14 protein-coding genes and 1 pseudogene are annotated in these 14,339 nt (G+C 58.9%); 10 read left to right on the forward strand and 5 right to left on the reverse strand.

All coding sequences use genetic code 11. The features are described from left to right. Positions 1-59: 59 nt before the first annotated feature. The 4 genes and pseudogenes from SJI00_RS04375 to SJI00_RS04390 form a co-directional block, all read left to right on the forward strand. A pseudogene (locus SJI00_RS04375) lies at positions 60-279 on the forward strand (transposase); the annotation flags it as partial. A 63-nt stretch (positions 280-342) separates the two neighbouring features. Further along, a complete protein-coding gene (locus SJI00_RS04380; RefSeq protein WP_322460531.1) occupies positions 343-1,053 on the forward strand; it encodes a hypothetical protein in 711 nt (236 codons plus the stop codon). Positions 1,054-1,385: 332 nt separating this feature from the next. After that, positions 1,386-2,351: a tetratricopeptide repeat protein gene (locus tag SJI00_RS04385; protein WP_322460532.1), complete on the forward strand. Its 966-nt coding sequence runs from the start codon at positions 1,386-1,388 to the stop codon at positions 2,349-2,351. Between the two features lie 1,147 nt (positions 2,352-3,498). After that, complete coding sequence (locus SJI00_RS04390) at positions 3,499-3,885, forward strand: hypothetical protein (protein ID WP_322460533.1); 387 nt, start codon at positions 3,499-3,501, stop codon at positions 3,883-3,885. A 356-nt stretch (positions 3,886-4,241) separates the two neighbouring features. On the opposite strand, the gene SJI00_RS04395 is transcribed toward SJI00_RS04390, so the two are convergent. The 3 genes from SJI00_RS04395 to SJI00_RS04405 all read right to left on the reverse strand — a co-directional run bounded on the left by SJI00_RS04395 (position 4,242) and on the right by SJI00_RS04405 (position 7,439). After that, positions 4,242-4,496: a hypothetical protein gene (locus tag SJI00_RS04395; RefSeq protein WP_322460534.1), complete on the reverse strand. Its 255-nt coding sequence runs from the start codon at positions 4,494-4,496 to the stop codon at positions 4,242-4,244. 590 nt (positions 4,497-5,086) lie between these two features. Continuing rightward, positions 5,087-6,049, reverse strand: a complete 963-nt coding sequence (locus SJI00_RS04400; protein ID WP_322460535.1) for a sugar phosphate isomerase/epimerase family protein — start codon at positions 6,047-6,049, stop codon at positions 5,087-5,089. Between the two features lie 55 nt (positions 6,050-6,104). Then, entirely contained in the window at positions 6,105-7,439 is a 1,335-nt protein-coding gene (locus SJI00_RS04405; protein ID WP_322460536.1) for an MFS transporter, read from the reverse strand. A 398-nt stretch (positions 7,440-7,837) separates the two neighbouring features. On the opposite strand from SJI00_RS04405, the gene SJI00_RS04410 reads away from it, so the two are divergent. The 4 genes from SJI00_RS04410 (at position 7,838) to SJI00_RS04425 (ending at position 11,243) form a co-directional block, all read left to right on the forward strand. Next, positions 7,838-8,824, forward strand: coding sequence for a GlxA family transcriptional regulator (locus SJI00_RS04410; protein ID WP_322460537.1), 987 nt, complete (start codon positions 7,838-7,840; stop codon positions 8,822-8,824). A 75-nt stretch (positions 8,825-8,899) separates the two neighbouring features. Next, positions 8,900-9,709: an AraC family transcriptional regulator gene (locus SJI00_RS04415; protein WP_322460538.1), complete on the forward strand. Its 810-nt coding sequence runs from the start codon at positions 8,900-8,902 to the stop codon at positions 9,707-9,709. A gap of 224 nt (positions 9,710-9,933) precedes the next feature. Beyond that, positions 9,934-10,569, forward strand: a complete 636-nt coding sequence (locus SJI00_RS04420) for an alanyl-tRNA editing protein (RefSeq protein WP_322460539.1) — start codon at positions 9,934-9,936, stop codon at positions 10,567-10,569. A 59-nt stretch (positions 10,570-10,628) separates the two neighbouring features. Continuing rightward, on the forward strand, positions 10,629-11,243 hold the full coding sequence (locus SJI00_RS04425) for a LysE family translocator (RefSeq protein WP_322460540.1): 615 nt from the start codon (positions 10,629-10,631) through the stop codon (positions 11,241-11,243). 114 nt (positions 11,244-11,357) lie between these two features. Here SJI00_RS04425 and SJI00_RS04430 read toward each other — a convergent pair whose 3' ends face one another. Further along, the gene (locus SJI00_RS04430; protein ID WP_322460541.1) at positions 11,358-12,212 is read right to left on the reverse strand and encodes a LysR family transcriptional regulator; all 855 of its coding nucleotides are present in this window, start codon (positions 12,210-12,212) and stop codon (positions 11,358-11,360) included. Between the two features lie 154 nt (positions 12,213-12,366). Between SJI00_RS04430 and SJI00_RS04435 the strand changes: the two genes are divergently transcribed. Together SJI00_RS04435 and SJI00_RS04440 are read left to right on the forward strand one after the other, a co-directional pair. Further along, positions 12,367-13,083, forward strand: a complete 717-nt coding sequence (locus tag SJI00_RS04435; RefSeq protein WP_322460542.1) for an AzlC family ABC transporter permease — start codon at positions 12,367-12,369, stop codon at positions 13,081-13,083. Continuing rightward, positions 13,073-13,381 carry an AzlD family protein gene (locus SJI00_RS04440; RefSeq protein WP_322460543.1) on the forward strand — a complete coding sequence of 103 codons (309 nt, stop codon included), beginning with the start codon at positions 13,073-13,075 and terminating at the stop codon, positions 13,379-13,381. The genes SJI00_RS04435 and SJI00_RS04440 overlap by 11 nt, the downstream gene beginning before the upstream one ends. 295 nt (positions 13,382-13,676) lie before the next feature. On the opposite strand, the gene SJI00_RS04445 is transcribed toward SJI00_RS04440, so the two are convergent. Then, positions 13,677-14,339 carry a hypothetical protein gene (locus SJI00_RS04445; RefSeq protein ID WP_322460544.1) on the reverse strand — a complete coding sequence of 221 codons (663 nt, stop codon included), beginning with the start codon at positions 14,337-14,339 and terminating at the stop codon, positions 13,677-13,679.

Below are 14,339 nucleotides of genomic sequence, written 5' to 3' on the forward strand. Positions count from 1 at the left end.
TGGCAGGGGCAGCAGCCAATAGTCGCTTTTGGCGGTTCGCAGGTCATATGTACTAAAGCGCTGTATTTCCGGAAACCACACTGCAGACCTTCATCGTCTACCTGATCCTTAACAGCCTGGACTATACGGCCTGGGACAAGCGTCGAGAGCTGACCAATGCCGTCAAAACCGATCTATCAGGCGGTACATGCCGAAGCGGCTGAACAGTCGCTGGACGCCTTTGAACGCGGCGTTTGGGATAAGCAGTATCCGACGGTAGTTGCTGCCTGGCGGCACGCCGTTACCGGCCTGCACACAAAAAAATGATACTTCCCGACCACCGAGCACATAAGGTCGACCACCATGCAGCATTTGAAAGACATCCTGAACACACTCGAAACCCTCAAGCCTTATCGCCCTCCAGCGAGTTTGACCAAGCTGGAAAGGGCCATGGAGCGAACCTCCAGACATGGGCTGATCGCGGCAGCTATACCCTTCACAGTCCTGGCGATGCTGGCCGCCTGGCACAAATTTATCGCTCACCTTTCAGGCGCATGGATCACTGTGGCCCTGGCGAGCGCTGCACTCTCGCAACTGCTGGCGGTGCTCAGCTTGTTATGCCCTCCGGTGCTTATGGTCTGCACGGTCTGGAGGTGGAAAGAGCGGTCTCGCCTGCTCAGGGACGGGGAGATCGACCATGAGCAAACACAACTTGCCCAACTGGAACGCTTCGACGCGGCCGCTTTGCAAGCGGCCAAACTGCATTTGGAAGTCAAGATCAAAAGGCTGGAACGACGCCTGGGCTACTTCATCGACGCAGACGGCAAGAAGATGGCGGCGTTTTCGCTGCTGGTCCTCAACTTCACGGTGGGCAATATCTTCATGAAAGGTGATTGGTCGTCTGTCCTGACCACGGATTTCAACAGCCCGGTGTCCAGCCAGATCGTCATGATGCTGCTGGCACTGTTGCTGGGCGTGTCCATCGGCGCCATGTGCGTACGCTTCATCACCAATCGCGAGAGTTACCGGATTGAGCTGCTCGATGCTGCGCTGTTACGCAGGGCTGGCAGTTGAAGGGCTAAGCAGGCGGTCATGGTCGGCCTGCGCGTGGTGTGATCGCCGCTTCTCGGTTCAAGGAGGGAAGCGATTTGCGCCACCGAAGCTGGTTGAGGATCTGCACGGGGGATTAACAGGTAGGGCGTCACTGGCGCTCTTCTCATTCATGCGCGATGCTGCTGTGCCCACTTCGGCGCCACACCGCTGGTGCTCAGGGCTCGCGCCAGTGCGTCGTGCCGCTGCAACCTGGGCGTGCCGAGTACGGCTCAAACCTGCCCAGCAGAGCCGTTGCCTTGTTGGCTTCTCTGCACGCCCTTAGAATGGCCAGCCCGCGCAAGGAAGGAAACACCATGTGGTTCATGAAAAAACAAACGCTCAGTGACGAGCAGGCAACTGCGCTCCATGACCAGGCCTGGGCGGCGTTTCGCGAGCAGGATCTGGACACCGCGCTGGAGTGCTTCCAGACCCTGGCCAAGGCCTGCCCCGCCGACCCGCGCTGGATGAATGGCGTTGGCGCGGTGAGCCTGGCACGTGACGATCGCGCCGATGCCCATCGCCACTTCCAGATGGCCGCCGACCGTGATTATCCCGGCAGCCACTACAACCTCGGCATCATGGCCTACCAGGACGGTGATCACGACGTCGCCCGCCGACACTTCCAGAGGGCTGCCGAGCACGATTATCCGGGCAGCCACTACAACCTCGGCAGCATGGCCTTCCAGGAAGGTGATCACGACACCGCCCGCCACTACTTTCAGAAAGGCGCCGAGTACGATTGCCCCCGCAGCCACTTCTACCTGGGCAACATGGCCTACCAGGATGGCGATCACGATGCCGCCGTCGAGCACCTCGACAACGCCGTGCGCCACGATCATCCGGAGGCGCTGAACCTGCTCGGCGACGTCCATCTGCAGGCCGAGCGCTATCCGCAGGCTGAGCAGGCCTACCGACGCGCGGCCGAGTTGGGCCATGTCGACGGCTACAACAATCTTGGCCTTCTGTACTTGCAGCTCGAAGACTATCAGCAGGCCAAGCAGGCGTTGTTGCAGGCCCTGGAATCCGACCATGTCTACGCCCAGCACAACCTGGCGGTGGCATATCACCGCCTGGGCGAGCTCGAGGCGGCCGAGCGCTGGTACCTGATCTCCTTCTCTCTGCACGGCAACCTGCAGTCGCTGGAGAACCTTGGGCATGTCTATGGCGACAGTGGGCGTGAGGTCGAGGGCCAGGCGCTGGTCGCGGCCTCCGACAAGCTCTACGAGGATCAGCCGCTCAACGATTACGAGCAGGCGTTGATCGACCGGTTGCTGGCTTGAGTCACGAGGGCCTTGCGGGGAGTACTCAACGATTATTGAGAGAGGCGCTGGGGTGCTGCAGCCATAGAGGGTGATCTGGGCCTGCCGCCTGATCAGCAGATCAGCAGGATTGCCGTGCTGACACAACGATCAGTCGACACATCCGGCGAAGTACGCGATGCGCCACCGTATCCCGTACACCAGCATCGCCACTTGGCTCATCGAGCTGGCGCCGAAGTTGGCCCTGCATGTGAGCGGATGGGTCCGCGTCGCCGGCCTGATGTAGGCACGAACTTCGCGGGCGTGCTGGTGCTGGTAGCGCTATCGCTGATGCAGCGCTTCTCGCGCATCGCCATCGGCGGGTGCTGGACGACTAGGACTTGGGCGGACCGAAAAGCCAGAGCGAGGCAGACGACTTTCCAACCTTCTGGTCGTTCGCCAAAAGCGGCCCTGCGCAAGCGGCCACAATCGGCCAGTCTCACAAGTCTGCTTTCGACCCAAAGCGGATGTTAATCGTTTAGATAACGTTTGTAACTCGTGGGAGATGAAACGAGAGCAAGGCCTCAAGTGGCGATGTCAGGGTTAACCCTGAAGCCATGACCTCACCAGTGCGCGCAATCACATCAAGAGTCTCGTCTTTGAATGTAACGACCCAATGCCTAGCATCTGAATAGGGGCGGCTAATGGTTTCTTCTGAGCCAATAAGTTCGTTGAACGAGTAAGGCTGAAGGCCCGAGAGAACATAGGGATGGCGTCCTAATCCCTCGTCTCCTAAAGGAACAAGTCGATGATCAATGAGCCCGGTAAATCGCACAACCGCGAGGCTTTCGTTCCCAGGCTCGAAGTAAGAGAGCCAAAGGTTGCCCGACTCAACTAGGAGAGCTGGTGACTCAGGGATCCCTAGTGCAGGAGCAACGGCCCAGATTGAGGACTCAGCTTTATTCATAGTTTCTCAGGGCCTTAGAAAAGAAGTGGACAATACCATTGTGGTGCAATGACCGCTTCTGACCGATTTCTGCACCTCGTGAAGGGCTGCTTTGTGTCGATAGCGGTCATCCACGATCAGCCCACACCGGACGTTCCATTTACCAAAACTGAACGTCCACCCTGTCATGATTGTGCTCTACCAAATACACAGCTCCCACCATCGGATTGACCGGAAAAAAACATGACCAGCGTTTTGCCAAAGAACGAAATCATTCAACTGACGACGACGGCGGAAACCGAGGGTTTGACGCTGAGCGACCTTGCCCCCCTTTGCGAAACCTTCAGCATTGCGCCCAGCGATGTCCTGAACGAGCTAGCCATTGCGGTTTCGGTAGGCTATCTGGATGGCACGCTGAGCTACGAGTTTTGTGACGACGTCATGAACGGGATCATCCATGCCGTCGTCGACGCGAGTATCACTGAGGAGATGCCCCAGCCTGCGTTTTCGCTTTGGCAGGCATTCGATCAAGGTGAGTGGCTTCGCGGTGACGATCTACCGGACACTGACACCGGTGAGAAATACACAAAGCCAGCGGTGGTAGAAATAATGCGAATGCTCAGGGGCTAGCTCCCCGTTCGGCTGAACAGTTCCACTCTCCAGCCAAAGCGAACGCTGCGTACTTGAGTGAGTTGAGTCGTCGAACCTTTCTTATCGCGACAGACGGTTTCTGACAGATTGCTAGCCTTTCGGAAGGGCCGCCATGGGGCAACAGCGGTACTACCTTTTTTTGATCCATAGCCGGTTTCAGTTAAAGGCCGCTATGGGTCGCAAGTAGTTTCATCCACGGGTGATAACCTCTGTTCGAGGGCGAGACGTCAGGGGAAATACGCGCTCAAGACCTATCTTGGCCATTCAGTCGGTGAAAACCTCGGTCTGGAACAGATCAATTGGCCAAGAGTTAGGCTTGTGCTTACTACGCCTGGTTATGTCCGCTCCATGCGTTGTATCGCAAATGTAGTCAACGCCCGCACCATCTGCACTTGATGCACCGTATTCACCAACATCGGCACCCCTTGCTCACCGGCGTTCGCGCAGATGTATTCATCAAGGGTAGTTTCGATCCCTGACATCAACTCAAGGGTTTGACTCAAAGCGTCGATGGCGCTGAGGTCTGGGTTGATCAGGAAGTAGTTGCGGGCGTGCTGAGTGTGGGGTGGATCGGGGACGGGCTTTTTCATCACGGGATCTCGAACTTGTGAGTACCAGCTGCCATCCTTCCTTCTCACAGGTTGGGTGGCAGCCATGCGCGGGGTGAGAAACCGAGACAAGTTGAGTAAAACCCGGCCAGACCGAAGTCTGCCCACGCATGGCCACCATGAAACAGGCCGAACTCAAAATGTATTCGGGTTCTCACACCCGGCCGCCGAAGCGACGCGGTGGACATTAGTCCTGAAGCATTTCCCCGACAACGGCGATAGTTCGGCTTGCGGCGTAGGATAATTCGCCGGGGCTGTGATCCTGAAGTGTTTGGTTTCAGATTCGGAAAGGTCTTACAGGATTGGGGTGCCGTAGACGGGTTCTCGTTTGGAGAATCCATCAAAACGACCACGGCTGAGGCGGGGATTGCGATTGCGATTGCGATTGCAGTGATTGGGGCTGCTTTGCAGCCCATCGCGGCAATAGCCGCTCCTACATTTCGCGGATTTCATGGGCTGGGGGGTGGTCATCAAGCCGTCAGGGGGGCGGTCGTGCGCCGTTGCCCAGTTGCAGGCGCTAGCTGGGCTTCGGCTTTTTGGGAGTGCGGCAGCCGCGTCAGTAGTTCGCCGAGTCAGGCTACTGACGCAACATTCCCAATAGCCACTCCGCGTTTTAAGCCAACATTCAGCGTGTTGTGCAGATACTCGATACTCTCCCTGGCCGCTACCAACTCCCGCTCGCGGCCTTCTTCAATCGAATACCCCGCCAGTGGCAACTCCACCTCAAAGATGATCGTATCCAGCGCCTCCGGCGCATTGGCCCGAAGTTCCTGCATGATCTTCACGCAATCATTGTCCCCTTGACCCACCGCTGTCCCAATCGAATGCGTGCCATTGGGATCGACCACAATCTTCAAATCACAGAAGTGCACGCAGTACGCATACGGCGCCAGCTTGCGCACGCATTCTTCAACCCCTTCACCCAATACGAGCGAGTTCATGGTGTCGAGACAGGCGCCGATTTGCGGATGGTGCAGTTGTTCCACAATCCAGATCACTTCATCGGCAAACAGGTCGCAGTGGTTCTCCAGCGCAATCTTCACACCATGCTGTTCGATCAACGCAATGTTCTCTTTGAACTCGCGCACCCGTTCGGCAAGCTGAATCAGCACATCCGACCGCAGGCTGGAGCCATAGAGAGGCGAGGCGCGTTTGATATCCAGGCTGAACTTGACCAGCTTGGCGCCCAGGCCATGGGCAATCTCCAGCGCCTGGGTGACCGAAGCATTCACGCGCGGGTCGCTTGGCGCGTTGAAGGATACGTTCAGTTCCAGTTCCAGGTTATGACGCAGGGCGGCGGCTTTGACGTTGCTCAGGTTCGCTTCACTGACATCGTTATCCAGATCGACCAACGTGATATGCAACACGTCCAGCCCCCATTCGGCCGCCAGTTCCATCATCTTGAAGATGTCGATGGTCTTTTCGAACGCATGGTGTGCATCGAACCCCCAACTTTCGCCGCAGCCGCTCAAGTGCAGCGAGTAGGAGTGCATGCCGAGTTTGAAGGTGCGGTCGTTGTTTTTGACGATAGGCATCATTGGGCTCCACGAAGTTTTGTTATGAGTGTCAGGTGGTAGTGCGGCTGTGGAATTACTGGGCCGTCTGTGACAGCTCCAGGCCCCGGGTCTCTGGCGCCCAGGCGATGGCCACCAACAGGCCTGCGGCGCTCACGGCCGCGCCGGTGAGGATCACCGCCCCTGTGCCCCATTGCACAAGGCCAATCGGCAGCAGGAAGGTGCCCACCGCCGCGCCGAGGCGGCTCATGCCGGCGGCGAACCCGACGCCGGTCGCGCGAATTTCGGTGGGGAAGATTTCGCTCGGGTAGAGCATCTGCAGCGTGCTGCCGGCGGCGTGGAAGAAGGCGAAGATGCCGAAGCACAACACGATCAATACCACCGAGTGGCTGTCTGACCAGATGCCCAGAATCAACAGCGGGATGAACTGGCCAACGAAGGTGGCAATCAGCAACTTGCGCCGGCCTAGGCGATTGATCAGCGAGACACCCACCAGGCAGCCGACCAGTAGAAACACGTACAGCAGGATTTCACCGAGCTTGGACGTCGAATCGAAGTTGATCGCATGCAGAATCTTCGGCATGAAGATATAGATCGCGAAGAACGGCGTGATCTGCGCCATCCAGAACAGGCTGGTAAGCAATGTCTTCTTGATGTACTTCGACGAGAACAGCGCACCGTAACTCAGGGATCTGATCTGCTCTTTGAACAGGTCGGTACGGGTGATCGGGTCGAGGAACTGTTCAGCCACTTCGCGCGCTTCTTGTTCACGGCCTTTGCTCAACAGCCAGCGTGGCGATTCAGGCAGGCCCACTCGCAGAAACAACATGATGGCCGCCGGTACGAAGCTGCTTGCCAGGATGTAGCGCCACAGGTCGGGGGAGTCGGGCAGGGTGTTGATCACCAAAATCGACAGCGTGGCCGCCACGGTGAAGCACACGTACCACCAGATCAACAGCCCTGCGAGGCCTGGGCCTCGGCGTTCCTTGCTGTTGAACTCGGCCACGAACGCGCCTGCAACGGCATAGTCCGCGCCGACTGCCAGGCCAAGCAACACGCGCAGAAAGAACAACTGCCACGGGTCGATGACGACGAATTGAAGTACCGAGCAGACCAGGAACGTCGCCAGCGTGGCGAGGAACATTTTCTTGCGTCCGATCTTGTCGGTCACCCAGCCGAACAGCAGGCCGCCAATGAACAGGCCGATCAGGGAGGCCGAGCCGATGAGCGCTTCCTGGGTGGAGGACATACCCAGCCCCGTCGTACTCATGGGCAGGGCGATACCGATGACCGCCAGAATCCAGCCGTCACATAACTTGCCGCCTGCTGCACAGGTCGTGACTTTCTTCTGGAATCGCTCGAAGGATGAGCCGACCGTAACGTTGCTCACATAAAGTTGTTTAGCATCCACGTCGCCACCTCATGATCTTATCGATTTTGTAAAAGGCAGATGTCTCCAACAGCCCTGTTTCCCAGGGTGGTTTGCACGCAGCCGTATCCCGCGCAACACGCGTGAGTGCAGAGCCAGTTCAACTCTGGAAAGTCAGTTCGGTGATGCAGGGCTTGTAACAAGCGAGCGCTTCAGCCAGCCCCATCATTGATGGAGGGTGTGGCCAGAACGTCATCGAAGGTTGCAGCGGGATCGTTGTTCGTCTGCTGAGGACAGGCTCAGGTTAGTCTTGACAGATCACCCGCTAATAGTAAAAAAAGGAAGAAAATCGGTACTTTTCTCCCTTCGAGGCCGTTATGTCGCTCCCGCACGCAGCGTCACTGTCAGCGCTAATGGGCCCCCAGAAGGCCGCACCGGACGTGGAACCTGCCTTGAAGGTTGGCATTCTGGTCACCCCGGATTTCACCCTCACGCCGTTGGCGGTATTCACCGATTGCCTGCGCCATGCGGCGGACGAAGCGGATTTCGGGCGGCAGATCTACTGCCAATGGACGCTGTTGTCCCACACGTGGGAACCCATCCCGTCGAGTTGCGGATACCGCGTCGAACCGCAGGCGCTGTTCTGCGACCCGGTGCTGTTCGATTACATCGCCGTGGTGGGTGGGCCGATTCATTCGACTAAGGGTATTCCGAGCGAACTCATCGAGTATCTGCAACTGGCGCATACCAACGAGGTGAAACTGATCGGCATGTGCACGGGTTCATTCGTGCTCGCGCAAGCAGGATTACTGGATGGTAAACGCTGCGCGGTGCACTTCTCATTGGAGCAAGTGCTGCAACAGCGCTACCCCAACGTGCGCCCGATCGGCGGCTTGCCCCTGGTCAGCGACGGCGGTGTATTGACCTGTCCGGGCGGGCTCGCGGCAGTGGAAGTTGCGCGGGAGATTGTCTTGCGGCACTGCGGAGTATCCCGCGCCAGAAAGGCGATCCAGTATTTGATGGCCAACGCTGAGCAACTCGATTTGTCGAAAAGCCATTTGAGTCCGCTGGAAGAAATGGCACTCAACTGCACGGACCGGCGCATCGTTCAGGCAGTCACCCTGATGCGTGAACGCATCTATGAGCCCTTGAGCATCCAATCCCTGGCTCGGCTCATTGGTGTGACCGAAAAGCAACTCACCAAAGCCTTCATGCAAAACCTGAAGGTCTCGCCCTCGATGTTCTGGCGTGAACTTCGGCTGGATCACACCCACTGGCTGGTGCAGAACACCGACCGCTCCGTCGCTCAGATCGCTTATGAGTGCGGCTTTGCCGACAGCACGCATCTTTGTAAAAGCTTCAAGAAGCGCTTTGCGCTGTCGCCGGCGCAGTTGCGCAAGCAGCACAAGCAGATGGGGTGTGTGTGACCGTGCATAACAATGTCTGTAAAACTGACGAGTCGCAGACAGTTGAGTGATAGTAAAGCGCTTCAGGAGCAACCCGTGGCAGACCACGTCGACTACACACGCAACAGCGAAGTACCCGGGTTGGTCTTGAGCGAAGCGCGCTTGGCCAGCCACCGTTTCGGTCGCCATTACCACCTTGACTACCACGTGGGTCTGATCACCGAGGGCGTGCAGCGTCAGGCGCTCAACGGCGAAACGGTGTTGCTGACGCCGGGCACGATCCAACTGATGCCGCCGTCCGAAATCCATGACGGCATCAGTGCCAGCGATGACGCCTACACGCTCAAGACCTTTCGCATTTCCGCTGACCTGCTGCGCGGCGTCACAGAAGAACTCACCGGGCGCGATCAGTTCTACGCGTTGGGGGGCGCGGTGTTGCAGGATACCGGTCTGTTCCGTCAGCTTTCCCGGCTGCATGACGCGCTTCGCCAGGAGCGTTGTACCGACCCTCTGTACGCGGACTCGCAGTGGCTCACGCTGTTGGGGCGGCTGTTCGCGCAGGCCCGCATGGCCACGCCGCAGGTGGTCACCGGCGCGCTTTCAGCCCAGCAGTGGCATCGCGTGAGGGACTACTGCAACGCGCACCTTGCTGAAAAAATAACCCTGTTGGAACTGGCTGCACTGTGCGATCTGGAGCGTTTCCACTTTCTGAAACTGTTCAAGCGAACGGCGGGGATGACGCCCCATGCCTGGCTGGTGCGTCTGCGCCTGGAGCGGGCTTGCGTCCTGCTGAGCCACACGCGGTGGACGCTGACCCAGGTTGCGCAGGAGGTGGGCTTCTACGACCAGAGCCATTTCAATCGGGCGTTCAAGCAGGCGTTTGGTGTGGCGCCCTCGCGCTACTGAGCGCCTGCACACTACGCCTTACATCGCTTGCTGCGCGTTGCCTGCATGCGCACAGCGCGTCGCTCGTCAATTTTTTACAAGTGCGTCCGGCTTGATGCCGCTTAACCTCGAATCTTGAACCCGCGATATCGCAGTGATGCACAGCAACTGCGCGTCGTCGGTTTGCAGATCCACTGTGATGCTCAACACCCTGTGACGCGGCGGTACGGATGAAAGGATCGGTTGTGACCATTCAACAGGCTTACTACACCAGCGATGCGCTGGGCATGCAGACCCGCGTGCTGAGCTGCACGCCCACGGCCGAGGGCAAGTACGAGGTGATACTGGCCGAGACGCTGTTCCACCCGCAGGGTGGAGGGCAGTTGGCGGACAAAGGCGTCATTGCCGACATCACTGTCGAGGCCGTCACTCAGATGGCCGGCGACGTGGTGCACGTGCTCGGGCAGGCAGTCCCGGTCGGGCGTGTCTGCATCGCAGTGGATCCTGAGGTGCGCACGCTGCACGCTCGTCTTCACTCAGCGGGCCATCTGATCGCCGCGATCGGCCAGGCGAGTGGCTGGCGCCCGCTCAAGGGGCATCACTGGCCGGGAGAATGCCGCGTGGTGTTCGAGCGCCAGGACGGTTGCGAGCCGTTGAGTCCAGAAGGTCTCGAAGGCGCGGTGAATGCGTTGATCGAAGCCGACGTGCCACGCACCTTGATCAACCACGAGGGCGTCCGGTCAGTGTCCTTTGGCTCACTGCCCGTACAGGGCTGCGGCGGCACACACGTGGCCTCGGCAGGGATGATCAAGGGAATCAAGGTGCTGAAGCTCAAAGAGAAAAAGGGCCAGCTTTCGGTTCACTACGATCTGGCGTCATAGCCCACCCCCTCGCATCAATGACATCAGCGCTTATCCCTCTCGGACATTCTGGAGCCTCTGTGGACTACCTCCCTCAACTGGTCACTATCGGCGCCGTGATACTTCTTGCCTGTGTCAGCCCTGGCCCCGACTTCATCGCCGTCACTTCCAATGCCTTGGTGAGTCGCCAGCGCGGTCTGGGGGTCGCCCTGGGCACCAGCATCGGCATTGCCCTGTGGGCGGTGCTGGCGGTGGTGGGCCTGGGCGTGCTGCTGAACACGATTGCCTGGCTCTACGAGGCGATCCGCATCGCCGGGGTGTGCTACCTGCTGTACCTGGGCATCAAGATTCTGCTAGGCGCGCGCCGCCCTTACCAGGACCTGGAGATCCGCAAAACAGCGAACACCACACTGTCGGCGCCGCGGGTTGGCCTGCTGGTGTCAGCGACCAACCCGAAAGCGGCGGCTTTTTTCGGCAGTTTCTTCATTACCGTATTGCCCGCTCATGCGCCGGGCTGGGTGCTTGCGGCGGCGGTGATGGTGGTGGCGACGGTGGCATTGCTGTGGTTTTCCCTGTTGGCGTTGATGTTCTCCACCGCGCGGGTGAGGGCGATTTACGCCAGGATGCGGCGGCCGATCGATGTTTTCATGGGGGTGGTGCTGGTCGGGCTGGGGGTGCGCTTGGCGTTGGATTGAGGCATACCGTCAGCGCGTTGGCCGTGGCGGTGGCCAGTCAGTGCTGGCAACGGGGGGCAGGGCCTTGCCCGGGCGGCCGTTGTCGGGTCAAACGCCCTGAGGTCATTTTCCGCCTCATGCCCTGAGGGTTTTGATCAGCAACTCATAAAGGCTGTCCACCGGCCTGGAACCGCGCGAGGCCTGGCTGCGGTAAACCGCCACTTCCATGGGGGCCAACGGCCCCAACCCGTGCGCCGCACCCAGGACTTGCAGATGCTCCGGGGTGCTGCAGCGGGTCAGCACGGCCACGGCCAATCCGCTTTCCACCGCGGCAATCTGCCCCGCCAGGCTCGAGCTGTTGTAGACGATCTTGTAGCGCCGGCCTTGCAAGGCGAGCGAGTTGAGTGCGCTGCTCCTGGCCAGGCTTGCGCTTTCATACGTTGCGATAGGCAACGGATCTTTACGCCATACGTCGAAGTCACGCGAGCCCACCCAGACCATGGGCTCATGGAACAGCAGCGTGCCGCGCTTGGGGTTGTCTCTGGACACGATTGCCAAGTCCAGCTCGCCGCTCTGCACCCGAGGAATCAACGACGTCGACTGCTCGCAGTGCAGGACGATCTCGACGGCGCCATGGCGGGGCGCGAAACGCTTCAGCGCCGGGGTGAGGTATTTTTCTGCGTAGTCGTCGGGCACCCCGAGCTTGATCTGACCGGTCAGCTCATGGCCCTGGAATGCCGCCTGGGCATCGGCGTGCAGGTCGAGAATTCTTCTGGCGTAGCCTAACAACGTCTGTCCATCAGGCGTCAGCTGCTGCTGCCGTGCGTCCCGGATCAACAATTGCCGACCCACCGCTCGCTCAAGTTTCTTGATCTGCATGCTCACCGCTGACTGGGACCTGTACACCTGCGGCGCGGCGCCAGACAACGAGCCGGCATCCACCACTGCCACGAAGCATTTGAGCCAGTCGATCTGCAAGTCATGGGACATGGTGGTATTTGTTAATCGAATGGAGTGGGCGTGAATTATGCGCTTTGCGAAGTCGTCGGGTTTAGGCAAATTGCTGTTTCAATGACGCTTGGCCGTTCAGCACCGTACTGGGCGGGGTTCCAGCGATTACGGGAATAAAAAAAGGGGGGGATTCGTGACAATTGCTGAGGCACGTTTATCGGACGTCAGTGCCAGCACGGTATGGGACGGGTTCAAGCAACTGCTGCCCATCTCTGCGTTTGTGGTGGTGTTCGGGGTAGCGTTTGGTCTGGCGGCGGTGCAGCAGGGGCTGGACGTTTCTTCCATCATGGCGATGAGCAGCCTGGTCTTCGCCGGCGCGGCTCAGTTCGCCGTTCTGGATCTGTGGGGCGAGCAGGTGCCGGTCATTCCCTTGGTGATGACGGTGCTGGCCATCAATGCGCGTCATCTGCTGATGGGCGCAACGCTGTACCCCTGGCTGCGCGAGCTGCCCCTAGCAAAGCGCTATGGCGTGATGCTGGTGGTGTCCGATGCCAATTGGGCGATGGCAATGCAAGCGTTCAGCCGGGGAAAACCAGGTTTTGGTCTCTTGTTCGGGGGCGGTGTCGCACTGTGGGTGGCCTGGTGCATTGGCAGCTGGCTGGGCATTTATTTCGGCAGCGCCATCCATGACCCGGTCGCGCTGGGGCTGGACATGGTGATGGGCTGTTTCCTGCTCGCGATGGTCGCGGGTGGACAAAAGAACATGCGCATCGTGGTCATCTGGTGTGTGGCGGCGATGGCCTCATTGGCCGCCTATGTGTATTTGCCCGAGAACAGCCATGTGGTGGTCGGGGCCTTGGCGGGCGGTATTTTAGGCGCAGTGTGGAGGGATAAAAGTGATGAGCGTTGACACCTCGGGGATGGGCCTTTTGGTCATTATTTCGCTCATGGCTGTTGTGACGCTGGCCACACGTTGGGGTGGCGTGTTCGTGATGTCGTTCGTGCCACTCGGGCCGAGGGTTCGCAACTTCATCAACGCGATGTCCGGTTCGGTGCTGGTCGCGGTGCTTGCGCCTCTGGCGTTGACGGGGGATAGCGGTGCGCGGTTGGCCTTGGGGACTACGGCGGTGTTGATGCTGTTATCGAAAAAGCCATTGCTGGCGATTGCGGGCGGTGTTGTTGTGGCGGCGGTGGTGAGGCAGTTTTGACCTAATCTTCGCGTCGGGTCGCGTAGGCTGTGCTGGGGAATTTTGTGGTTTGGCAGACTATCTCTGCGCGCGGTCAAGACCAGAGGGTCTGCATACACCGTTGCCATGTCATGCATCGGCATGCGCAAACAAGCAATCGATTGCGTTGCATGGGAGCGCTTGAGCGTTTTTGAATAAAACGCTTACTTGCATGACCACGATCGAATCGGATAGCTGGCGCCTCAGGTGTGAATAGCACCCACTTGATAACGCCCTCAGAAAGGGGCCAAGGCGGTGAGAGCGCTTACCTTGGGGCTTAGCGAGTAGAGGGCACCGACGCTGATTCAAGCGGTAAGTCACCTTTCGGGGCGGGTTCGATCAAGATGCCGACGCCGAAGGTTTCGGCCAAACCGGAAATGATCCGTTCCTTAGTACTTTGCGCGAAGTCGTCGCGGGTTACGCTGGACGCGGCTCCGAATAGGATAAGGATGACGATAAGTGTCGTGAGAGCGTTGCCTACAACTCCGCCGACGCCTCCGAAGAAAAGCGCTTTGCTGCCATGTAGGAACTGCTCGAACGTCGACTCAGGCTTGTGACGCTTGATAAAAAGCCACAGCTCAGCTTTGTGTTGCTCTTGCATCTCATCCAGCTTGTCCTGGATAGCGTCAGCCAGATAATCGTTAAACAGCTTGTTGGCGGTGTCCTTGTACATAGCAACGGCAGGCAATTCCGCGCAATGGACATGGTTGCGGACTTCCGCGTCTGTGGGCTGCCGCTGGTTTCGCGTGGCAAATTGCTGCAGATACTGCTGCTTGCTCTGCTTGTACATGCAGTAAGCGAGTTGACCCACCATGTCATCGGGGTTATCAACCAGCTTTTCGTACATAACATTGTGCTCCACCACCGACTCGTCGTCGTTGGCGGAGGGCAAGGGCATAGAAGGCTTGGAGGGCGGCTTCTTGGAACCTTTCTTGCGCAT

The sequence above is a fragment of the Pseudomonas gebzensis genome, assembly GCF_034427815.1.
GTDB lineage: Bacteria > Pseudomonadota > Gammaproteobacteria > Pseudomonadales > Pseudomonadaceae > Aquipseudomonas.